This window comes from Paraburkholderia sp. Cy-641, from assembly GCF_011752945.1.
Lineage (GTDB): Bacteria > Pseudomonadota > Gammaproteobacteria > Burkholderiales > Burkholderiaceae > Paraburkholderia.
On sequence record NZ_VWWM01000050.1, the window covers coordinates 37,806 to 60,369 of the forward strand.

The following is a 22,564-nucleotide window of genomic DNA, read 5'->3' on the forward strand; positions in this document are numbered from 1 at the left end:
TGCGAGGATCACCCGCTTACAGCCGCTCGATGATGCCCGCCGCGCCCATGCCGGTGCCGACGCACATCGTCACCATGCCGTACTTGTAGTTGCGGCGGCGCAGGCCATGCACCACGGTCGCCGCACGGATCGCGCCCGTCGCGCCGAGCGGGTGGCCCAAGGCGATCGCGCCGCCGAGCGGGTTGATCTTCGAGGTGTCGAGGCCGAGGTCCTGGATCACCGCGAGCGATTGCGCGGCAAACGCTTCGTTCAGCTCGATCCAGTCGAGGTCGTCCTGCTTCAGGCCCGCGGCCTTCAGCGCGGCCGGAATCGCTTCCTTCGGGCCGATGCCCATGATTTCCGGCGGCACGCCGCGCACCGCGAAGCTGACGAAGCGCGCGAGCGGCGTCAGGTTGAACTGCTTGAGGATCTTTTCCGATACGACGATCAGCGCGCCCGCGCCGTCCGAGGTCTGCGAGCTATTGCCGGCCGTGACCGAGCCCTTGTTCGCGAACACCGCGCGCAGCTTCGCGAGGCCTTCCATCGAGGTATCCGCGCGCGGACCTTCGTCGAGCGCAACCTCGCGCGTCTTCACGCTGACTTCGCCGGTGGCGAGATCAGGCAAGCGCTCGGTGATCGTGTAGGCAGCGATCTCGTCGTTGAATTCGCCGGCCTGCTGCGCGGCGATCGCGCGGCGATGCGATTCGACCGAGAACGCGTCCTGCGCTTCGCGGCTGATCTTCCAGCGCTCGGCGACCTTCTCGGCGGTCAGGCCCATGCCGTACGCGATGCCGACGTCTTCGCTGCGATCGAAGATATGCGGCGACAGCGACGGCTTGTTGCCCATCATCGGCACCATGCTCATCGATTCGCAGCCGCCCGCGATCATCGCGTCCGCCTCGCCGACGCGGATGCGGTCCGCGGCCATCGCGAGCGCGGTCAGCCCCGAGGCGCAGAAGCGGTTCACCGTGACGCCGCCGACCGTGTTCGGCAGGCCGGCGAGCAGCGCGCCGATCCGCGCGACGTTGAGGCCCTGCTCCGCTTCGGGAATCGCGCAGCCAACGATCGCGTCTTCGATCACGCCGGTGTCGAGGCCCGGCACCTGCGCCACGGCCGACCTGATCGCGTGGACGAGCAGTTCGTCCGGGCGCGTGTTGCGGAACATACCGCGCGGCGCCTTGCCGATCGGCGTGCGGCTCGCGGCGACGATATATGCGTCTTGCAATTGCTTTGCCATGTGTGATTCTCCGCTTAATTGCGCACCGGCTTGCCGGTCTGCAGCATGCCCATGATCCGTTCCTGCGTCTTCTGCGTGCCGAGCAGGTCGACGAACGCGCGCCGTTCGAGTTGCAGCAGCCATTCCTCGTCGACGAGGCTGCCCGCTTCGACGTCGCCGCCGCACACCGCCTCGGCGATGCGGCTCGCGATCAGGAAATCGTGCTCGCTGATGAAACGGCCGTCGCGCATGTTGACGAGCGAGGCTTTGATCGTCGAGATCGCCGAGCGGCCCGCGACCGGCACCTGAGTCGCGCGCAGCGGCGCACGGTAACCGGATGCGGCCAACGCGCGCGCTTCCTTCTTCGCCACGTCGAGCAGTTCGAACACGTTGAAGACGATCGTGTCGGACGGCTTCAGATAGCCCATCGCGCGGGCGTCGAGCGCGGAAGCCGAGACCTTCGCCATCGCCGCGTTTTCGAACGACTTCTGCAGGAACTTCAGCAGATCGCTGGTCGCGCCGACCTGGCTTGCCGCTTCGGCCGCGCGCAACGCCGCTTCCTTCAGACCGCCGCCTGCCGGCACGAGACCCACGCCGACTTCGACGAGGCCCATATAGCTCTCGATGTGCGCGACCCGTTTCGCGCTATGCAGCGCAAGCTCGCAGCCGCCGCCGAGCGCGATGCCCGAGATCGCCGCAATGACCGGCACGTTCGCGTACTTCACGCGCAGCATGCCCTGCTGGAATTTCTTCACGAACGGCTCGATACCCTTCGCACCGCCCATCATGAACGCGGGCATCGCTTCTTCGAGATTCGCGCCCGCCGAGAACGGACCGCCCGGCGTGCCGAGTTTCAGCGAGGTCGGCTGCCACACGACGAGGCCCTTGTAGTCCTGCTCGGCCAGTTCGATCGCCTGCACGATGCCGTCGATCACCGACGGTCCGATCGTGTTCATCTTGCTCTTAAACGAGAGGATCAGGACGTCGTTCTCGCCCGCGCGGTCGTCGACCCATGCGCGCACCGCCTCGGTCTCGAACAGCGTCTTGCCGTAGGTCTTCGGATCGGCGCCGGTTTCGCCGACGAGCGGCGCGCGGAACACCTGCCTCCTGTACACGTCGAGCGACGAGCGCGGCACGAAGCTCTGCGTGGCCGGCGACCACGAACCTTCGGCCGTATGCACGCCGCCCTTTTCGGCGACCGCGCCTTCGAGCACCCACGACGGCAGCGGCACGTTGGCGAGCCCCTTGCCCGCCGCGATGTCTTCCTGCACCCACTCGGCAACCTGCTTCCAGCCGGCCGTCTGCCAGCCTTCGAACGGGCCTTCGTTCCAGCCGAAGCCCCAGCGGATCGCGAGGTCGACGTCGCGCGCGTTATCCGCGATCGACTCCAGATGCACGGCGATGTAGTGATAGACGTCGCGGAAGATCGACCACAGGAACTGTGCCTGCGGATGCTGCGTTTCGCGCAGCAGCTTCAGACGCTCGGCAGCCGGACGCTTGAGAATGCGGCCGACGATTTCGTCCGCCTTCGCGCCACCCTCGACGTACCCGCCCGTCTTCGGATCGAGCACCTTGATCGCCTTGCCTTCCTTGCGGTAAAAGCCCGCACCGGTCTTCTGGCCGAGCGCGCCCTGCTTCACGAGTTCGGCCAGCACGGCCGGCGTTTCGTAGACCGGGAAGAACGGGTCGTCGGGCAGCGTGTCCTGCATCGTCTTGATGACGTGCGCCATCGTGTCGAGACCGACCACGTCGGCGGTGCGGAACGTCGCCGACTTCGCGCGGCCGAGGCGCGCGCCGGTCAGGTCGTCCACTTCGTCGAAACGCAGGCCGAACTTCGCAGCCTCGGTCATGACCGCGAGGATCGAGAAAATGCCGACGCGGTTCGCGATGAAATTCGGTGTGTCTTTCGCCCGCACGACGCCCTTGCCGACCACGCTGGTCAGGAACGTTTCGAGCTGGTCGAGAATTTCGGGGCGCGTCGTCGCGGTCGGGATCAGCTCGACCAGATGCATGTAGCGCGGCGGATTGAAGAAGTGCACGCCGCAGAAGCGCGCCTTCAGGTCGTCCGCGAAACCTTCGGAGAGTGCCGTGATCGACAGGCCCGAGGTGTTGGTCGCGAAGATCGCGTTCGCGCCGATATGCGGTGCGACCTTCCTGTACAGGTCGTGCTTCCAGTCCATGCGTTCGGCGATCGCTTCGATCACAACGTCGCATTCGGCGAGCTTTTCGATGTCGTCGTCATAGTTGGCCGGCTGGATGTATTGCGCGTCGTCCTTCACGCCGAACGGCGCCGGCGACAGCTTCTTCAGATTCTCGATCGCCTTCAGCGCGATGCCGTTTTTCGGGCCTTCCTTGGCAGGCAGGTCGAACAGCAGCACGGGCACCTTGGCGTTGATGAGGTGCGCCGCGATCTGTGCGCCCATCACGCCGGCGCCGAGCACGGCGACCTTGCGAATGATCAGATTGCTCACGTCGTTTCTCCGGGAATTGATGCGGTGTCGCGAAGCTTCAGCGGCGCTTCGCGCGAGGTTTGTCTCGGTGGGTCTTTAGCTGGGTCTTTCGCTGTTTTTTGCGATACATCCCGCGTGCAGTTCGAACGAGGCGTCGCGCATCCGGCACGCGCGCCCGCCTCGCTCGTTTTCAGCGCGAGCGTCAGAACAACGCTTCGTCGACTTCCATCATCGACTTCGAACCGGCGCGCGCCTGGCGGATCGTCATCGCCGTTTCGGGCAGCAGCCTGGCGAAGTAGAAGCGCGCGGTGGCGAGCTTCGCCTTGTAGAACGAATCGCCCGCGGCCTCCTTGTCGAGCGCGATACGCGCCATGCGCGCCCAGAAGTACGAGAACACCAGATGGCCGACCGTGCGCAGATACGGCACGGCCGCGGCGCCGACTTCGTCGGGGTTCTGCATCGCCTTCATGCCGATTTCCATCGTCAGCTTCTGCACCTTTTCGCCGATGTCGGCGAGCGGGTTCACGAACTCCTGCATTTCCGGCTTGATACCTTCGGCCTCGACGAATTCGGCGACGAGCTTGCCGAACTTCTTCATCTTCGCGCCCATGTCGCCGAGCACCTTGCGGCCGAGCAGGTCGAGCGACTGGATGCCGTTGGTGCCTTCGTAGATCATGTTGATGCGCGCATCGCGCACGTACTGCTCCATGCCCCATTCGGCGATGAAGCCGTGGCCGCCGTAAATCTGCATCGCATGATTGGTGCCTTCGAAGGCGTTGTCCGAGAGGAACGCCTTCAGGATCGGCGTGAGCAGCGCGACGAGGTCGGCGGCTTCCTTGCGCTCGGCTTCGTCGGCGTGCGAGAGCTCCTTGTCGATCTGCAGCGCGGCCCAGTACGAGAACGCGCGGCCGGCTTCGGCGTAGGCCTTCTGCGTGAGCAGCATGCGGCGCACGTCCGGATGCACGATGATCGGATCGGCGGCTTTTTCAGGCGCCTTCGGGCCCGTCAGCGAACGCATCTGCAGACGCTCTTTCGCGTACGTGAGCGAATTCTGATAAGCGACTTCGGTGAGGCCGAGGCTCTGCATGCCGACGCCGAGACGCGCGGCATTCATCATCACGAACATCGCGTTCAGGCCTTTGTTCGGCTCGCCGACGAGCCAGCCCTTCGCGTTGTCGAGATTGATCACGCAGGTCGCGTTGCCGTGGATACCCATCTTGTGCTCGATCGAGCCGCACTTCACGCCGTTGCGCTCGCCGGGCTCGCCCGCTTCGTTCGGGATGAACTTCGGCACGATGAAAAGCGATATGCCTTTGGTGCCCTTCGGCGCATCGGGCAGACGCGCGAGCACGAGGTGAACGATGTTTTCCGACAGATCGTGCTCGCCGCTCGAAATAAAAATCTTCGTGCCGCTGATCGCATACGAGCCGTCGCTGTTCGGCTCGGCCTTGGTGCGCAGGATGCCGAGGTCGGTGCCGCAATGCGGCTCGGTCAGACACATCGTGCCGGTCCAGACGCCGGCGACGAGCTTCGGCAGATAGCGCTGCTGCAACTCGGGCGTGCCATGCGCATGCAGACATTCGTACGCGCCGTGCGAGAGGCCCGGATACATCGTCCACGCCTGATTCGCCGAGTTCAGCATTTCGTAGAGCGCGTTGTTGACGAACGCGGGCAACCCCTGGCCGCCGTATTCCGGATCGCAGCCGAGCGCCGGCCAGCCGGCTTCGACGTATTGCGCATAGGCTTCCTTGAAGCCCTTCGGCGTGGTCACGACGCCGTCGCCGGCGTACGTGCAGCCTTCCTGGTCGCCGCTGTGATTAAGCGGGAACAGCACTTCGGAGCAGAACTTGCCGGCTTCCTCGAGCACCGCGTTGATCGTGTCGGCGTCGAGATCGGCGTGCTTCGGCATTTGCCGGAGTTCGGCTTCGACGTTGAGCAATTCGTGCAACACGAATTGCATGTCGCGCAGCGGCGCGGCGTACTGTCCCATGACTCTCTCCCAAGTTTGACAAAAAGCCAGGCCGTTGGCCGGGTCCGTGAACGGACCTCTTGCGCCGCGCGATTCCAGGAAGTCCTGGCGACGCGGCTAACGGCTTTCGCTCTGATACGAATCAATCAGTTTTTCCAGCGCGGCCCACGTGAGACGCACCGCATCGGGCAGATGCAGGAAGCGCGCGTCGTGATGCAGGCCGAGCGTGACGCTATACAGTTCGAACAGCATCAGTTGCGGATCGGTATCGGCACGCAGATGCCCTTCGTCCATTGCCTGCGAAATCGCGCGCGTGAGCGCCGCACGCCAGATCGTCACGCTCGACACCAGTTGCTCGCGCACCTGGCTATCCGCGCGATCGTCGTATTCGACGGCACCGCTGATGTAGATGCACCCGGTCGTGACTTCCTGAATGCGTTTCTCGATCCAGCGGGAAATCATCGCGCGCAACCGCGGCAAACCGCGGGGCTCGCGCAGACTCGGGAAAAACACCTCGTCTTCGAAACGGCGGTGATATTCGCGCACGACCTCGACCTGCAGATCCTCGCGCGACCCGAAATGCGCGAACACACCGCTTTTGCTCATCTGCATACGCTCGGCCAGCAAACCGATGGTGAGACCTTCGAGTCCGTCACGGCTTGCCAGATCGAGTGCTGCATCGAGAATCGCCGCTCGCGTTTGTTCGCCTTTTCGCATAGCTGTTCTTACCGTTCTAATGTGATCGAAATAAAATCGAACGGACGTACTATTATTAAGTGCTGCCGTCCGCGAAACAAGGACTTTATTAGAAACCGGTGTCTAACCAGCGTTCTAATTTTGCGGCTTTCGACAATCAGATCAATCAGATTTTTAGAGGCGTTTGCCTTGAAACGAGGGTTGCCGATCAGCGTATGCGTGTTCTCGTTGCCGGATTCCTGCAAGCAAACCGGCGTGATGGTTGTCGCATCTCGCTGCCTGGCTGTCTCGCTGCTCGATCGCCGCTTCGATTCTCCGTTTGATCGCCTCGTCGATTGCCTTCGTGCCCGTTTTTTCTGTCCGTTGCTTCTGTCTGTTGCTTCCAGTGCCTGTTCTATCGCTTCTCCAACCATCGCCGCCCGTCGCCACGATGCAGCAAGCGAGCCGCGCGCTAGTCGTAGCCCCCCACCGTCAACAGCTTCATCGCGACGCGGTAGCTCGTGTAGGCGAGCCAGTTCAGCACGCGCACGCGCGCCGGACGCGAGTCGTAGTGCGCTTCGTCGATGGGACGCGCATCCGCGAACGCGCCGAGAATCGCCTCGCGCAAGCCCGCGATCGACGGATCGTTGATGAGCACGACGTTCGCCTCGTTGTTGAGCATCAGGCTCAGCGCGTCGAGATTCGACGAACCCACCGTGCCCCAGCTCGAATCGACCACGGCGACCTTGCCGTGCAGCAGCGTCTTCTCGTATTCGGCGATCTGCACGCCCGCGCGCAGCAACGCGTGATAAAGAAACGGCACCGCGTAATCGAGCGCCTTGAACTCCTTGCGTCCGATGATGAGCTTCACGACCACGCCGCGGCGCGCCGCGAGCACGAGCGCGCGGCGCAGCTTGCGCCCCGGCATGAAGTACGGATTCGCCAGCAGGATTTCGCGGCGCGCCTGGCCGATCGCAGCCAGATACGCCTTCTCGATCGCGCGGCGGTTGATGAGGTTGTCGCGCGCGACGAAAGCCACGCACGGCTCGCCGGCCGCCCACAACTCCTTGTTGCGGCGCCGCCGACGCCGCCGCAGACTGCCGAGCGAAGCGGTATCGTGCGGCGTGAGGTCGGGCCTCATCGATTCGAGCGACCGATGCCCGACGCGAATGCGCCGCCACTGCACCTCGAACGCTTCGTGCACATCGATAACGACAGGCCCCTGCAATTCGACCGCAAAATCCCAGCGCCGGTACGGCAGCTTCTCGCCGTTGTTGTCGTAGTCGTCGACGATATTGATGCCGCCGCAATAGGCGTATTGATCGTCGATCACCGCGAGCTTGCGGTGCGTGCGCGAAAAGCCGAAGCGGCCGAATAGATGCGGGTTGTAGATGCGATGCTCGATGCCGCCCGCCGGCCATGGCTCGAACATCTTCAGACGCGCAGTGCCGACGCCGTCGGTAATCACGCGCACCCTGACACCGCGCGCAGCAGCGCGCAGCAACGCTTCGTTGACGTCCTGGCCAGCTTCGTCGTCGCAGAAGATGTAGGTTTCGAGCATGACGTCGCGCTGCGCGGCGTCGATGCGCGCGATCAGCGCGCTGAAGAACTCGTCGCCGGAGCGCAGCAGCCTGACCTCGTTGTGACTGGTGAAGCGGTAGCGCTGCCAGTAACGGCGGCCGAGCAGCGTGTGGCGCAGTCGGGCGAAACGGCCCGCGCCGCCTGCGCTCACTGGCCACGCTCCCCAGCCTGTGAACCGGCTGAATGCGCGGCAAGCCGGCGTGGCAGCTGCAGGATCGCATCGGCATTCGAGGACGAAAAACAGCGCGAGGCGGCTTCTTCATACGGCAGCCACACAAACGCGGTGTGCTCGCGCGGCGCAAGCGTCACGTCGATCTGCCCAGGCACCCGCAGGCTGAACCAGTGCTCGGTGTTGCGGACCACGCCCGCTTCGTAGCGATGGCGGAATTCCGGATAAATCTCGTATTCGATCGAGTAGCGCCAGTCGACGAGCGCACTATGCGGCACGAGCGCGCCGCCGATCATGATGCCAGTCTCCTCGCCGACTTCGCGCACCGCCGTTTCGGCGAGCGGCTCGTCGAGCCGGTCTTTCGAGCCCGTGACCGACTGCCAGAACCCCGCATGATCGGCGCGCTCGATCAGCAGCACGTCGAGCGCGGGCGTATGAATGACGACGAGCACGGAGTGCGGAATTTTCGGCGGTTTCGGCATGATCTGAAAACTGGGCGCGCCGACGCGCGCGGTACATGTCGGATGACAGTCGAAAGTGCCTCGAAAGCGGTGACCTCACTGTAACGCAAAAAACCAAAAAGGCGCTGCGGTGTGATTCACCTCAGCGCCTTTTTTGCAGGACTTGCGTGGCCGCCCGCAAGCGGCCCACGCGATGCGGACCCGGCTTACGCCTTCGGCTCCGGCGTACGCAGACGAATGTGCAGCTCGCGCAACTGGCGCTCGTCGACTTCGCTCGGCGCCTGCGTGAGCAGACACTGCGCGCGTTGCGTCTTCGGGAACGCGATCACGTCGCGGATCGAGTCGGCGCCGGCCATCATCGTGACGATACGGTCCAGACCGAACGCGATACCGCCGTGCGGCGGCGCGCCGTATTGCAGCGCGTCGAGCAGGAAGCCGAACTTGGCCTGCGCTTCTTCCGCATTGATCTTGAGCGCGCGGAACACCTTGCTCTGCACTTCCTCGCGGTGGATACGCACAGAGCCGCCGCCGATTTCCCAGCCGTTCAGCACCATGTCGTAAGCCTTCGCGAGGCAGCGTGCCGGATCGGTTTCGAGGTATTCGAGATGCTCGTCCTTCGGGCTCGTGAACGGGTGATGCGCGGCCACGTAGCGGTTGTCTTCCTCGTCGTATTCGAACATCGGGAAGTCGACCACCCACAGCGGCTTCCAGCCCGCTTCGACGAGACCGTTGGCCTTGCCGAACTCCGAATGACCGATCTTCAGACGCAGCGCGCCGAGGCTGTCGTTCACGACCTTCGCGCGATCGGCCGCGAAGAAGATGATGTCGCCGTCCTGCGCGCCGGTGCGCTCGACGATCGCCTTGAGCGCTTCGTCGTGCAGGTTCTTGACGATCGGGCTTTGCAGACCGTCACGGCCCTTCGCCACTTCGTTGACCTTGATCCACGCGAGACCCTTGGCGCCGTAGATGCGCACGAATTCCGTGTAGCTGTCGATGTCGCCGCGCGAAAGCTCGCCACCCTTCGGCACGCGCAGCGCCGCGACGCGGCCGTCCTTCGTGTTGGCCGGCGTGCTGAACACCTTGAAGTCGACGTCCTTGACCGCGTCGGTCAGGTCGGTGAATTCGAGCTTCACGCGCAGGTCCGGCTTGTCCGAGCCGAAGCGGCGCATTGCTTCCGAGTACTCCATGACCGGGAACTTCGCGTCGAGCTCGACGCCGATCGTCTGCTTGAACACGTGGCGGATCATCGCCTCGAACAGATCGCGGATTTCCTGTTCCGACAGGAACGAGGTTTCGCAGTCGATCTGCGTGAATTCCGGCTGACGGTCGGCGCGCAGGTCTTCGTCGCGGAAGCACTTGACGATCTGGTAGTAGCGGTCGAAGTTCGCGACCATCAGCAGCTGCTTGAACAGCTGCGGCGACTGCGGCAGCGCAAAGAACTGGCCCGGGTTCGTACGCGACGGCACGAGGTAGTCGCGCGCGCCTTCCGGCGTGCTCTTGGTCAGCATCGGCGTTTCGATGTCGATGAAGCCCTGCTCGTCGAGATACTTGCGCGCCTCGATCGCGACGCGGTAGCGCAGACGCAGGTTGTGCTGCATCTGCGGGCGGCGCAGGTCGAGCACGCGGTGCGTGAGACGCGTGGTTTCCGAGAGGTTGTCGTCGTCGAGCTGGAACGGCGGCGTGACCGAGGCGTTCAGCACGATCAGCTCGTGGCACAGCACTTCGATCTTGCCGCTCTTGAGCGCGGCATTGGTCGTGCCCTCAGGACGGCTGCGCACGACACCCTTGATCTGCAGGCAGAACTCGTTGCGCACGCCTTCGGCGGCCTTGAACATGTCCGCGCGGTCCGGGTCGCAGACGACCTGAACGAGCCCTTCGCGATCGCGCAGGTCGATGAAGATGACGCCGCCATGGTCGCGGCGGCGGCTTACCCAGCCGCACAGCGAGACGGATTGGCCCAGCAGTTCTTCGGTCACCAGACCGCAGTATTGAGATCTCATCGACATGATGTTTGTCTTTCGTTTTGCATTGGTTGAACGGCGCGCCGCAGTGGGACACTGCCTGAAACTCTGCGCGCCGGCATTACAGCGGAGGCTCGACGGTCGTGCGGGGCACGGGCGCCGGCGGCGGCGCGGAAGGCGCCACGACGCCCATCGAGACGATGTACTTGAGCGCAGCGTCGACGGTCATGTCGAGCTCGATCACTTCGCTTTTCGGCACCATCAGGAAGAAGCCGGACGTCGGGTTCGGCGTAGTCGGCACATAGACGCTGACGTAATCTTCTTTCAGGTGATTGACCACGTCGCCGCCCGGAATCCCGGTCAGAAACGCAATCGTATAGGAACCGCGGCGCGGATACTCGATCAGCAGGGCCTTGCGGAACGCGTTGCCGCTGCTCGAAAGCAGCGTGTCGGACACCTGCTTGACGCTCGTGTAGATCGGGCCGACCACCGGGATGTGCGCGACCAGCAGCTCCCACCACTTCACGAGCTTCTGCCCGATGAAATTCTGCGTCAACAGCCCGACGATAAAGATGAACGCGAGCGTGAGCACCGCGCCGAGGCCGGGCAGGCGATAGCCGATCGCGCGCTCCGGCTGCCAGGAGGTGGGCAGCAGGAGCAGCGTCTGGTCCATCGTGCCGATGATCAGACCGAGCACCCACAGTGTGATGGCCAGAGGCACCAGCACCAGCAGGCCGGTCAGGAACACCGATTTGAGCGTCGCTTTTTTCGTCGTCATGTGTACCGCCAGAAAGCCGCGCGAGTCGAAGTCCGACCCACGGTAGATGCGCCGCCCGCGAAGACAGCAGTCTCACTAGGCGTTGCCGGAGCCGCTCGTGCCGGCCGGAGCGGCGGTGGTTGCGGCCGTAGAGGCCGCGGGGGCCGCCGATGCGGCGGCTGTTGCCGGAGCCGCATCGGGTTTGGCGGCGTTATTGGCTTCCGAAGCAGCCGGCGCGCTCGTGCCGCCGCTGCCGCCGCGAAAATCGGTCACGTACCAGCCGGAGCCCTTCAACTGGAAGCCGGCGGCGGTGAGCTGCTTGCTAAACGTGTCTTTCCCGCACTCGGGACACTGCGTCAACTGGGGGTCGCTCATCTTCTGGAGCACATCCTTCCCGAAGCCGCATGACCCGCAACGATAAGCGTAGATCGGCATGATCCTTTCCTACTCCAAATCCCTACTGAAATCTTGTAAACGCTTGCAAAGCCTTGAATTATAGCCGCAAACGGTAAGCGCTCCCCGCATTTCGGGAGCCGATGCGCGCCGCGCGCCGCCATCGCGCCAGATGGGGGCGACCCGCGACACTCTCAAGAGCGCGCCCGTGCCGCGCGCGCCACGGCGTCCGTCCTTACGCGCGACGCCGCCAGCTGAGCCAGCGCTCACGTCCGGAGAATACGGCGATCGAATCGGCCACCGCCTCGTCTTCGATCAGCTCGAAGTGCGGCGTGAGCAGCGCGTCGAGTTCGCCGCGCTCGACGCCGAACGGCGGCCCCTTCGGCGTCGCGCCGATGAAAAAGAACCCCGCGAGCAGCGCGCCGGCCGGCAGCAATTCGGCCATCCGGCGCACGTAGTCGCCACGGCGCGCGGGCGGCAAGGCGCAGAAAAACGCGCGCTCATAAATCCATGCCGGCGTGAACGGCGGCTCGTAGGCGAAGAAATCCGCCTGCTCGACCAGTTGCGCATGCTGCGCGCCCAACTGCTCGCGCGCGGCCGCGACGGCGGCCGGCGAGAAGTCGATCGCGCGCACCGGATTGCCCTGCTGGGCGAGCCAGAGCGCTTCGTACGCGCTGCCGCAGCCCGGAATCAGCACCGCGGCGTCGCGATGCCGTGCGGCGAACGCGCGGAACGCCGCCGGCACGCCCGCCTGATCCCACGGCGTGAAACGGCGCTCGAAGCGTTCGTCCCAGAACTCGGGCGAGTTGGGATCGCGGCTCGAAAAATCGGGCACGGGGGGTTGGGTCGGATCGCTCATCGGATGCCTCGTACGGGTTGTGCGCTCGGCGGCAGGCAGCCGGCCGCCTCATCCACCATAGGCGAGCACCAGAAACGCCCGCGCCAGCACCGCGCCGACGCCGACCGCCGCGCCGAACAGCAGCAGGCCTTGCAGCAGACGGTTGGTGCGCTTCTGCTCGAGCAGAATCTGGCGAATCACGTCGTCGTTCGCGCCGCCGGCCGGGTGATGCCGCTCGGCGAGCATGTTATGGACGAGGCGCGGCAACTGCGGCAGCGTCTTGCTCCATTGCGGCGCCTCGATCTTCAGGCGCTCGAACCAGCCGCGCAGGCCGATCTGCTCGTTCATCCAGCGTTCGAGATAGGGCTTCGCGGTTTTCCACAGGTCCAGTTCCGGATCGAGCGAACGGCCCAGCCCTTCCACGTTCAGCATGGTCTTCTGCAACAGCACCAGCTGCGGCTGGATTTCGACGTTGAAGCGCCGCGACGTGGAGAACAGGCGCATCAGCACCTGGCCGAGCGAAATGTCCTTCAGCGCGCGATCGAAATACGGCTCGCACACCGCGCGGATCGCGCTTTCGAGTTCCTCGACGCGCGTCGTCGGCGGCACCCAGCCCGACTCCAGATGCAGCGTCGCGACGCGGTGGTAGTCGCGCTTGAAGAACGCGAGGAAGTTCTGCGCGAGGTAGTTCTTGTCGAAGTCCGACAGCGCACCGATGATGCCGAAGTCGAGCGCGATATAGCGGCCGAAGTGCGCCGGGTCGAGACTCACCTGAATGTTGCCCGGGTGCATGTCGGCGTGGAAAAAGCCGTCGCGGAACACCTGGGTGAAGAAAATCTCGACGCCTTCGCGCGCGAGCTTCGGAATGTCGACGCCGGCCGCCCGCAGCGTCTCGACCTGGCTGATCGGCACGCCGATCATGCGCTCCATGACCAGCACCGTGGGCGTGCAGAACTCCCAGTACATTTCCGGCACGAGCAGCAGATCGAGCCCCTGAAAGTTGCGCCGCAACTGGCTGCCGTTAGCTGCCTCGCGCATCAGGTCGAGTTCGTCGTGCAGGTATTTGTCGAATTCAGCGACCACCTCGCGCGGCTTCAGGCGCTTGCCGTCGGCCCACAGGCGCTCGGCCCACACGGCGATGTCGCGCAGCAGCGCGAGGTCGGAGTCGATCACCGGCAGCATGTTCGGGCGCAGCACCTTCACCGCCACGGCCTTGCCCGCATGCTGGCCGGCCTTCACCTTGGCGAAGTGAACCTGCGCGATCGACGCGCTCGCGACCGGCACCCGCTCGAAGTCGTCGAACAGCTCGTCGACCGGCGCGCCGAGCGACTTCTCGACGATCCCGATCGCGACCGCCGAATCGAACGGCGGCACCTGGTCCTGCAGCTTCGCGAGTTCGTTGGCGATGTCGACCGGCAGCAGATCGCGGCGCGTGGACAGCACCTGGCCGAACTTGACGAAGATCGGCCCGAGGCTTTCGAGCGCGAGCCGCAAACGCACGCCCGGCGGATCGTCGAACTTGCGGCCGATCGTCGTGATACGCAGCAGCAGACGCACGCGCCGGTCGTTGATGCGGCTCAGCATCATTTCGTCGAGGCCGAAGCGGATGACCGCGAAAAATATCTTGAGAAAACGCAGAAAACGCATGGTGTGGCCCGGTGACTAGCGCGTGCCGCGCAACGTGGCGGCGGCGCCCGGCGCATGCGCGCCACGGGCTTCGACCTTCTGTTCGAGACGCTCGATACGTTTTTCGACGCGCGCCAGGGCATCGCGCGCACGCGCCAGTTCGACGTTGAAGTCGTCGAGCGCGGCGCGGCGCACCAGTTGCGGATTCTCGTCGAGCAGATACTCGGCGGCGGTGTCGAGCAGGTTGCGGCCGGTGCGCTGCACGTGCTCGCCGACCGAACGCACGAGCGAGGCGATACGCCAGGCCGGACCGTCGCCAATCAGTTTCGCGAGGTCTTCCTCGGGCTCCCAGCGCAGATGCTCGGCGAGCTTGGCGATCACGGTCGCGAACTCGGCATCGCCCTCGATCTTCACGTGCTTCATCACCGCGGCCTGACCGCCTTGCACGAAGGCCGGCAATGCGTCGGACGGCACCGAGATCGTCACGTCGAAGCGAGGCGCGTCGGCCTCGCCGAGCGTGCCCAGATAGCCGTCCGGCTGCACCAGCAGCGACAGCACGACAGGCGGACATGACAGGCAGGCGGTCTTGCCCGCATAAGGGGCGAGGCGCTCGCGGGCCCACGATTCGCGGGCGAGCAGATGATTGACAGCAGCAGCGAAGGGCTTGGCGGCAAGGGTCATCGAAAGTGGCAAGAAAAAACCCGCGCGAGCGAGGTGCTTGCGCGGGCTCCTATTGTAACGTCCGTTCGCTTCGCAGCCTGCCTGGCCGAACGGCCAATGTGATGCGACTGGCCGGCGCGCGGCGTGCCGGCCGCCGGCCTGGTCGAGAGACGGCTGGACGCCGTGCTCCCGCAGTTGCCTCAGTGCTGCTCGACCTGCTGGATGCCGGCAAGCAGCCAGCCCTCGCCGGGACGGTGTGCCTTCGACAGATTCCAGACCTCGACGAACGGCTCGGCCGCCGCGCCCGGTTCCTCGCGAATCAGGCCGGAGAAGCGCACGCTCGCGAAATACTCGGTCGCGCGTTCCTCGATGTCGAGCAGTTCGGCATTCAGCTGCACCACGTCGGTCTGGTTCGCCTGCGTGCCGCGCGCCGCGAGATCGACGCGCACTTCGGCGAACATTTCCGGCGTCGTGAATTCGCGGATGTCCTCGACGTTGCCGACGTCCCATGCGGCCTGCAGGCGCACGAAATAGACCTTCGCGTTACGCAGGAACGCTTCCGTATCGAAGCCGGCCGGCACCGACGGCGCCGCGCCGACAGACGGCGTAGCGAGCGGATTACCTTGCGGTTCGAGATATGAACCGGCGGGCGGCGCACTGTAGCGCGGCTCCTGCGCGTAGCCGGTGTTGCCGGCATTCAGCGAGGGCGCCGTGCCCGCGTACGCCGGCTGCGACGCATCGCGCTTGCGGCCGGTAAAGCGGCGGATCAGCCAGATCACGGCCATCGCGATCAGCGCGATCACGATCACGTTGGCGAACATGCCGGCGAACGCCTCGCCGAGCCCGAAATGCGACAGCAACGCGGCGATGCCGAGGCCGGCCGCGAGACCGGCGATCGGCCCGAGCCAACGATTGCGGTTCGGCGCGGCGGGCGGTGTAGGAGTGGTTGCGGGCGCCGGTTGCGCACGCTGCTGCGTGGCCTGATTGCTCTGCGCCGGTTGCGACGGCGGCGGCGTCTGACGTTGCTGCAGGCTATTCGATTGGCGGCCGATGCTGCGGCCGCCGCCCATGCGGCGCGCTTCCGCGTCGAGGGAAGCGAGGGAGCCGGCCACGAGCAGACCGACCATTGCGATCAGTCCGATTCTTCTCGCCAGCGCCCCCTTAACCTTACGAGCAGATAACAAATTCGAATCGGACATTTCACATTTCCTTTAAAAATCGATGGGTTAGGAACCCTAGTACTTGGTCCCCACATGTAAAGCTACCACGCCAGCTGACAAATTGTAATATTTGACGCCATCGAGGCCGGCTTGTTCCATCATCGTTTTCAAAGTTTCCTGGTCTGGATGCATGCGGATCGATTCCGCCAGGTACTGGTAGCTGTCTGCGTCTTTGGCGAAGCGCTCGCCGAGCCACGGCAGCACCTTGAACGAGTAGAGATCGTAAAACTTCTTGAGCGGGTCCCACACCTTCGAGAACTCCAGCACGAGCAGCCGCCCGGCCGGCTTCAGCACACGGCGCATTTCCGCGAGCGCGACGTCCTTGTGGGTCATGTTGCGCAAGCCGAACGCCACGGTCACGACGTCGAAGTAGTTGTCGGGAAACGGAATTTTCTCGGCGTCGCAGAGCAGCGTCGGCGTGACGATGCCCTTGTCGATCAGCCGGTCGCGGCCCACGCGCAGCATCGATTCGTTGATGTCGGTGTGCCACACCTCGCCGCTCTCGCCGGCCTGCTTCGCGAACGCCTTCGACAGGTCGCCCGTGCCGCCCGCGATGTCGAGCACCCGGTAGCCCGGCCGCACGTTCGCCTGGGCGATCGTGAACATCTTCCACGCGCGGTGCAATCCGCCCGACATCAGGTCGTTCATCAAGTCGTAGTTGGCGGCCACCGAGTGGAACACCCCCGCCACCTTCTGCGCCTTGTCCTGTTCGTCGACCGATTGAAAGCCGAAGTGGGTTTTGCTCATCGCGCTCGTCCTTTCGCGTGTTCTTGAATGTTGCGCCGCTCGCGCGGCGTTCGGGGCGAATGGTATCAGTGACAGTGGCCGTGCGCAGCCGCCGCCGGAACCATCGGCGTATCGCGATCGACGCCGGCCGCCGCCAGTCTGGCGAGATACGCGCGCCAGAGTTCATCCTGACGCACGGCCATGTCATGCAGCAGATCCCACGAATAAATGCCGGTGGAATGGCCGTCCGAGAACGTGGGCTGCAACGCGTAATTGCCGACGCCTTCGATCATCGTGATCGTCACGTCGCGCTTGCCGGTCTGCAAGGTTTCCTGGCCGGGCCCGTGGCCCTGCACTTCCGCCGACGGCGAATACACGCGCAGCAGTTCGAACGGCAGGCGATACGATTCGCCGTTCGCGTACTGCAATTCGAGCACGCGCGACTTCGAATGCACGACGACGCCGGTCGGCACCGGGGTCTCGGGAGTCAATCCGCTCATCATGGTCTCATATAGAAAACGCCGGGCCGCGCCGGCCTTTCGCCCATTGGGGCATAGGCCTCGCGCGGCGACCGGTCAATCACGCCCGGGGAGGTTCAGCCGAGCGCCTGCTCGATTTCCTGCCGCACCGCTTCGCGCAGCAGCGTTGCCTGCGCGCGACGCGACGACAGCATCGCTTCGGACACCGTGCGCTGGCGCGGCGCCCAAATCGGCAGCGGAAAATGCGCGTCGTTCGAATAACGCGGGATCACATGCCAGTGCACATGCGGCACCTGGTTGCCGAGGCTCGCCAGGTTCACCTTCACCGGCTGCATCACGCGCCGGATCGCGCGCTCGACCGCGTAGACCGCCTGCATCACGCGGTCGCGCTCGCTGGCCGACAGGTCCGAAAATTCGGCCACGTGCGCGTTCCAGATCACCCGGCAAAAGCCCGGGTAATCGTGTTCGTCGGCGAGGACGACCCGCAGCGAGTCGTCCTGCCACAGCACATCGCCACCGTCTTCACGGCAAAAAACGCAGTCCATCGTCGTCCTCGGCAGAAATCGTGGGTCGTGCCATTAAACCAGCACGCGCTCGATTCCGCCATTGTTCGCCCGTTGAACGTAATCCGCCATCCAGTTCTCGCCGAGCACGTGGCGCGCCATTTCGACCACGATGTAGTCCGCTTCCGTCCCCGCGTCTTCGTTGTAGCGCGACAGCCCTTGCAGGCACGACGGGCAGCTCGTGAGGATCTTCACGTCGGTCGCACCCGCGTTGCCGTGATTAGGCTGCGGAGCGGCGCCGGCCGTCAGCGCCGAGCCGTTCGGCGCGCCGGCCGATGCATTGGCCGGGTCGAGCGCGTTCGCGCCCGCGTCGGCCACGACCGGAATGCCGCGCAGCTTGGCCGCGCCCTTGCGGATTTCCTCTTCCTTGCGGAAACGCACCTGCGTCGAGATGTCGGGACGCGTAACCGCCAGCGTGCCCGACTCGCCGCAGCAGCGATCGTTCTTCTCGATCCTGTAGCCGTCGTGCTCCGAACCCATCAGCTGATTGACGAGCTTGACCGGGTCGATCGTCTTGATCGGCGTGTGGCACGGGTCGTGGTACATGTAGCGCACGCCGTTCACGCCATCGAGCCTGATGCCCTTCTCCAGCAGAAACTCGTGGATGTCGATGATCCGGCAGCCCGGGAAAATCTTGTCGAATTCATAACCGGCGAGCTGGTCGTAGCACGTGCCGCACGACACCACCACCGTCTTGATGTCGAGGTAGTTCAGCGTATTGGCGACGCGGTGGAACAGCACGCGGTTGTCGGTGACGATCTGCTCGGCCTTGTCGAACTGGCCCGAGCCGCGCTGCGGATAGCCGCAGCACAGGTAGCCCGGCGGCAGCACCGTTTGCACGCCCGCTTCCCACAGCATCGCCTGGGTCGCAAGGCCGACCTGCGAGAACAGGCGCTCCGAGCCGCAGCCCGGGAAGTAGAACACCGCTTCCGTGTCGGCGGTGGTCGTCTGCGGATTGCGGATGATCGGGACGATCTTGTTGTCCTCGATGTCGAGCAACGCGCGCGCGGTCTTCTTCGGCAGGTTGCCCGGCATCTTCTTGTTCATGAAGTGGATCACCTGCTGCGTGACCACCGGCTTGCCGACCGTGGCCGGCGGATGCGCGGTCTGCTTCTTCGTGAACTTCTTCAGCAGCTCGTTGCCGAGGCGCTGTGCCTTGTAGCCGACGCCCATCATCGCGGTGCGCGCGAGGTTGATGGTCTGCGGATTGGTCGCGTTCAGGAAGAACATGCCCGCCGCGTTGCCCGCGTTGAACTTCTTCTTGCCCATCTTGCGCAGCAGGTTGCGCATGTTCATCGTCACGTCGCCGAAGTCGATCTTCACCGGGCACGGCGTCACGCATTTGTGGCAGACGGTGCAGTGATCGGCGACGTCGTTGAACTCGTCCCAGTGCTTGATCGACACGCCGCGGCGCGTCTGCTCCTCGTACAGGAACGCCTCGACCAGCAGCGACGTGGCGAGAATCTTGTTGCGCGGGCTGTACAGCAGGTTCGCGCGCGGCACGTGCGTGGCGCACACCGGCTTGCACTTGCCGCAGCGCAGGCAGTCCTTGATCGATTCGGAAATCGCACCGATATCGGACTGCTGCATGATGAGCGACTCGTAGCCCATCAGGCCGAAGCTCGGCGTGTAGGCGTTGCGCAGGTCCGCGCCTTCGAGCAGCTTGCCCGCGTTGAAGCGGCCGTGCGGATCGACGCGCTGCTTGTACTTGCGGAATTCGCCGATCTCGTCGTCGGTCAGGAATTCGAGCTTCGTGATGCCGATGCCGTGCTCGCCCGAGATCACGCCGTCGAGCGAACGCGCGAGCGTCATGATGCGCGCGACCGCCGCATGCGCGTCCTGCAGCATCTCGTAGTTGTCGGAGTTGACCGGCAGGTTCGTGTGCACGTTGCCGTCGCCCGCGTGCATGTGCAGCGCGACGAACACGCGGCCACGCAGCACCCGCTTGTGGATCGTCTGGGCTTCCTCGAGGATCGGCTTGAACTCGCCGCCATTGAAAATCTGCCGCAATTCGGCGCGGATTTCCTGCTTCCACGACACGCGGATCGTGCGGTCCTGCGCGAGATGGAACACCGTCGCGTCGGGCTGCGCGTCGACGCGGTCGGCGAACTTCCCGGCGAGCGCTTCGTAGCCGAGACCGACCAGATAGTGCTGCGCCTCGCGCAGCGACAGATCGAGCCTGTCGCGCAGGAATTCCCAGCGCGTGCGCACGCGCACGAGCAGATCGAGCGCCTGCTGCACGCGGTCTTCGAGCAGCTCGGCGCTCGGAATTTCGTTGGCGTCGTCGCTCTTGCCGAGCGGCAGCTTGCCGGCCTTGAAGAACGCTTCGAGCGCGTCGACCAGTTGCAGCTTGTTCCTGATCGACAGCTCGATATTGATGCGCTCGATGCCGTCCGTGTACTCGCCCATGCGGTCGAGCGGAATCACCACGTCTTCGTTGATCTTGAACGCGTTCGTGTGCTTCGCGATCGCGGCGGTGCGGCTACGGTCGAGCCAGAAGCGCTTGCGTGCCTCGGCGCTCACGGCGACGAAACCTTCGCCGCTCTTGCCGTTGGCCATGCGCACGACTTCCGAGGTTGCCTGCGCGACCGCGTCCGCATCGTTACCGACGATGTCGCCGATCAGCACCATCTTCGGAAACGCGTTGCGCTTGCTCTTGGTCGCATAGCCGACCGCGCGCAGATAGCGTTCGTCGAGATGTTCGAGGCCCGCGAGAATCGCGCCGCCCTGGCGCGACGTCTCGAACATGTAGTCCTTGATTTCGACGATGCTCGGAATCGCCTCGCGCGCCTGGCCGAAAAATTCCAGACACACCGTGCGCGTATGCGCGGGCATCTTGTGCAGCACCCAGCGCGCGGACGTGATGAGCCCGTCGCAGCCTTCCTTCTGGATGCCGGGCAGGCCGGCGAGGAATTTGTCGGTGACGTCCTTGCCGAGGCCTTCCTTGCGGAACACGCGGCCCCTGATGTCGAGTGCTTCGGTGCGCAACAGCTTCTCGCCCGGCGCGTAGTTGCCGTCGAACCACTTCAGCTCGAAACGCGCGACTTCGACGTCGTGAATCTTGCCGAGGTTGTGTTCGAGACGCGTGACTTCGAGCCAGTTGCCGTCCGGGTCGACCATGCGCCACCAGGCGAGGTTGTCGAGCGCCGTGCCCCACAGCACCGCCTTCTTGCCGCCCGCGTTCATCGCGATGTTGCCGCCGATGCAGGATGCGTCGAGCGAGGTCGGATCGACCGCGAACACGAAGCCGGCGTGCTCGGCCGCCTCGGTCACGCGGCGCGTGACGACGCCCGCGCCCGAGAAGATCGTCGCGACCTTGCGATCGACGCCGGGCAGGTCGGTCATCTCGACCGGGCCGAGCTGTTCGAGCTTTTCGGTGTTGAGAACGGCCGAGAACGGCGTGAGCGGCACCGCGCCGCCCGTGTAGCCGGTGCCGCCGCCGCGCGGAATCACGGTCAGGCCGAGTTCGAAACAGGCCTTGATCATGCCGGCGATCTCGGCTTCGGAGTCCGGCGTCAGCACGACGAACGGGTATTCGACGCGCCAGTCGGTCGCGTCGGTCACGTGCGCGACGCGCGACAGGCCGTCGAACTTGATGTTGTCTTTCTGCGTGACCTTGCCGAGCACGCGCGTGGCGCGGCGGCGCAGGTCGTAGGTCTGCTGAAATTCGCTGGCGAACTGGTCGATCGCGCGGCGCGCGGCCTGCACGAGTGTTTCGACGCGCGCGGCGCGCTCGACGCCGGCTTCGTCGCCATGGTCGCGCAGATCGGCGCGGCGGCGCTTCTCGATTTCGGCGAGGCGGTGATTGAGCGCCTCGATCAGCAGCGCGCGGCGCTTCGGGTTGTCGAGCAGATCGTCCTGCAGATACGGATTGCGGCGCACGACCCAGATGTCGCCGAGCACTTCATAGAGCATGCGCGCCGAGCGGCCGGTGCGGCGTTCGGCGCGCAGTTCGGCGAGCGCGTCCCACGCATCGTTGCCGAGCAGGCGGATGACGATTTCGCGATCGGAGAACGACGTGTAGTTATAGGGAATTTCGCGCAGACGCGCTTCGGGATCGGCAGCCACCGCAGCGGCGGCGCCGTGCGGATCGAAAACTTGAGGTGCGTTCATGTTTGGACGACTCGGTAGATCAACCGGGCGCGCTCGTAATGACGAGGCGTCGGCTGACGGTGCGCGTGGGGCGCAATGCCTGGAAATCTTCTTTCTAGGGGAAGGGGAGCGAGCACGACCGGCGGCCTACCCACGCCAGTCGCTTCGCGGCACTCAGATACAGCTACACGATCGTGCGTGGCGGACGTGACGCTCCGCCGCGGGACAAGACTCGCGCGGGACGGGCATCAAGTGGGCGATCCGAGGCTGCCAGTGCATCTTCCGATCCTTATTCCAAACCGAAATTCTACCGCATGATGCCGCCATGCGTTGACGGTGGAAGTCGGGGCGATGGCGGCGGCCCGGGCGTTTTCGAAGCGAATCGGCGGGCGTTTCACATGCGGTTGACTTACCGACCGGACGGTTGGCAAACCCGATGCGTGCGGCCTCGATACCGCTTGCGGCCAGGTTGCCGGATGGTTGCGGGACGGTCACGGCAGCGCGGCGGCGCGACAAGCGGAAAGGCCAGAGCAAACACCGTTGGCGCTATCATTGACGTTTTCCCGTCTGACACAGCGCACCGCGCCACCCGCATGGCTTCCCACGACTACCTGAAAAAGACCCTGACCGCGCGCGTCTACGACGTGGCGCGCGAGACCGAACTCGAACATGCGCCGAACCTGTCGGCGCGGCTGCGCAATCCGGTCTATCTGAAACGCGAGGACAACCAGCCGGTGTTCTCGTTCAAG

At 64.8% G+C, this 22,564-nt stretch carries 17 protein-coding genes and 1 pseudogene; 1 reads left to right on the forward strand and 17 read right to left on the reverse strand.

What is annotated here, in order from left to right:
• Positions 1-16: 16 nt before the first annotated feature.
• The 17 genes from F3J20_RS23925 to F3J20_RS24005 form a co-directional block, all read right to left on the reverse strand.
• Positions 17-1,216, reverse strand: a complete 1,200-nt coding sequence (locus F3J20_RS23925) for an acetyl-CoA C-acyltransferase (RefSeq protein WP_167035835.1) — start codon at positions 1,214-1,216, stop codon at positions 17-19.
• A 14-nt stretch (positions 1,217-1,230) separates the two neighbouring features.
• Entirely contained in the window at positions 1,231-3,666 is a 2,436-nt protein-coding gene (locus tag F3J20_RS23930; protein WP_167035832.1) for a 3-hydroxyacyl-CoA dehydrogenase/enoyl-CoA hydratase family protein, read from the reverse strand.
• 181 nt (positions 3,667-3,847) lie between these two features.
• Entirely contained in the window at positions 3,848-5,635 is a 1,788-nt protein-coding gene (locus tag F3J20_RS23935; protein WP_167284716.1) for an acyl-CoA dehydrogenase C-terminal domain-containing protein, read from the reverse strand.
• Between the two features lie 96 nt (positions 5,636-5,731).
• Positions 5,732-6,331 carry a TetR/AcrR family transcriptional regulator gene (locus F3J20_RS23940; protein ID WP_167035826.1) on the reverse strand — a complete coding sequence of 200 codons (600 nt, stop codon included), beginning with the start codon at positions 6,329-6,331 and terminating at the stop codon, positions 5,732-5,734.
• Between the two features lie 430 nt (positions 6,332-6,761).
• On the reverse strand, positions 6,762-7,988 hold the full coding sequence (gene clsB, locus F3J20_RS23945) for a cardiolipin synthase ClsB (RefSeq protein ID WP_205192465.1): 1,227 nt from the start codon (positions 7,986-7,988) through the stop codon (positions 6,762-6,764).
• Positions 7,989-8,017: 29 nt separating this feature from the next.
• Complete coding sequence (gene nudB / locus F3J20_RS23950) at positions 8,018-8,521, reverse strand: dihydroneopterin triphosphate diphosphatase (protein ID WP_167035820.1); 504 nt, start codon at positions 8,519-8,521, stop codon at positions 8,018-8,020.
• A gap of 185 nt (positions 8,522-8,706) precedes the next feature.
• A complete protein-coding gene (gene aspS, locus F3J20_RS23955) occupies positions 8,707-10,506 on the reverse strand; it encodes an aspartate--tRNA ligase (protein WP_167035818.1) in 1,800 nt (599 codons plus the stop codon).
• 76 nt (positions 10,507-10,582) lie between these two features.
• Positions 10,583-11,239 carry a DUF502 domain-containing protein gene (locus tag F3J20_RS23960; RefSeq protein WP_167035815.1) on the reverse strand — a complete coding sequence of 219 codons (657 nt, stop codon included), beginning with the start codon at positions 11,237-11,239 and terminating at the stop codon, positions 10,583-10,585.
• Positions 11,240-11,314: 75 nt separating this feature from the next.
• On the reverse strand, positions 11,315-11,653 hold the full coding sequence (locus F3J20_RS23965) for an FmdB family zinc ribbon protein (RefSeq protein ID WP_167035812.1): 339 nt from the start codon (positions 11,651-11,653) through the stop codon (positions 11,315-11,317).
• Positions 11,654-11,846: 193 nt separating this feature from the next.
• The gene (locus F3J20_RS23970) at positions 11,847-12,470 is read right to left on the reverse strand and encodes a methyltransferase domain-containing protein (RefSeq protein ID WP_167035809.1); all 624 of its coding nucleotides are present in this window, start codon (positions 12,468-12,470) and stop codon (positions 11,847-11,849) included.
• A 48-nt stretch (positions 12,471-12,518) separates the two neighbouring features.
• Positions 12,519-14,096 (reverse strand): ubiquinone biosynthesis regulatory protein kinase UbiB, encoded by a 1,578-nt coding sequence (gene ubiB / locus F3J20_RS23975; RefSeq protein ID WP_167284717.1) that lies wholly within the window; start codon positions 14,094-14,096, stop codon positions 12,519-12,521.
• Between the two features lie 15 nt (positions 14,097-14,111).
• On the reverse strand, positions 14,112-14,756 hold the full coding sequence (locus tag F3J20_RS23980) for an SCP2 sterol-binding domain-containing protein (protein WP_167035803.1): 645 nt from the start codon (positions 14,754-14,756) through the stop codon (positions 14,112-14,114).
• Between the two features lie 179 nt (positions 14,757-14,935).
• The gene (locus tag F3J20_RS23985; RefSeq protein WP_167035800.1) at positions 14,936-15,934 is read right to left on the reverse strand and encodes a TIM44-like domain-containing protein; all 999 of its coding nucleotides are present in this window, start codon (positions 15,932-15,934) and stop codon (positions 14,936-14,938) included.
• 36 nt (positions 15,935-15,970) lie between these two features.
• A complete protein-coding gene (gene ubiE, locus F3J20_RS23990; RefSeq protein ID WP_167035797.1) occupies positions 15,971-16,702 on the reverse strand; it encodes a bifunctional demethylmenaquinone methyltransferase/2-methoxy-6-polyprenyl-1,4-benzoquinol methylase UbiE in 732 nt (243 codons plus the stop codon).
• Between the two features lie 65 nt (positions 16,703-16,767).
• Entirely contained in the window at positions 16,768-17,181 is a 414-nt protein-coding gene (locus F3J20_RS23995; protein ID WP_167035794.1) for a DUF971 domain-containing protein, read from the reverse strand.
• A gap of 95 nt (positions 17,182-17,276) precedes the next feature.
• On the reverse strand, positions 17,277-17,705 hold the full coding sequence (locus tag F3J20_RS24000) for an HIT family protein (RefSeq protein WP_167035791.1): 429 nt from the start codon (positions 17,703-17,705) through the stop codon (positions 17,277-17,279).
• Positions 17,706-17,738: 33 nt separating this feature from the next.
• Positions 17,739-21,836 (reverse strand): FAD/FMN-binding oxidoreductase, encoded by a 4,098-nt coding sequence (locus F3J20_RS24005; RefSeq protein WP_167284718.1) that lies wholly within the window; start codon positions 21,834-21,836, stop codon positions 17,739-17,741.
• Between the two features lie 455 nt (positions 21,837-22,291).
• Here F3J20_RS24005 and F3J20_RS32220 point away from each other — a divergent pair.
• Positions 22,292-22,564: pseudogene (locus F3J20_RS32220) on the forward strand (PLP-dependent threonine dehydratase); the annotation flags it as partial.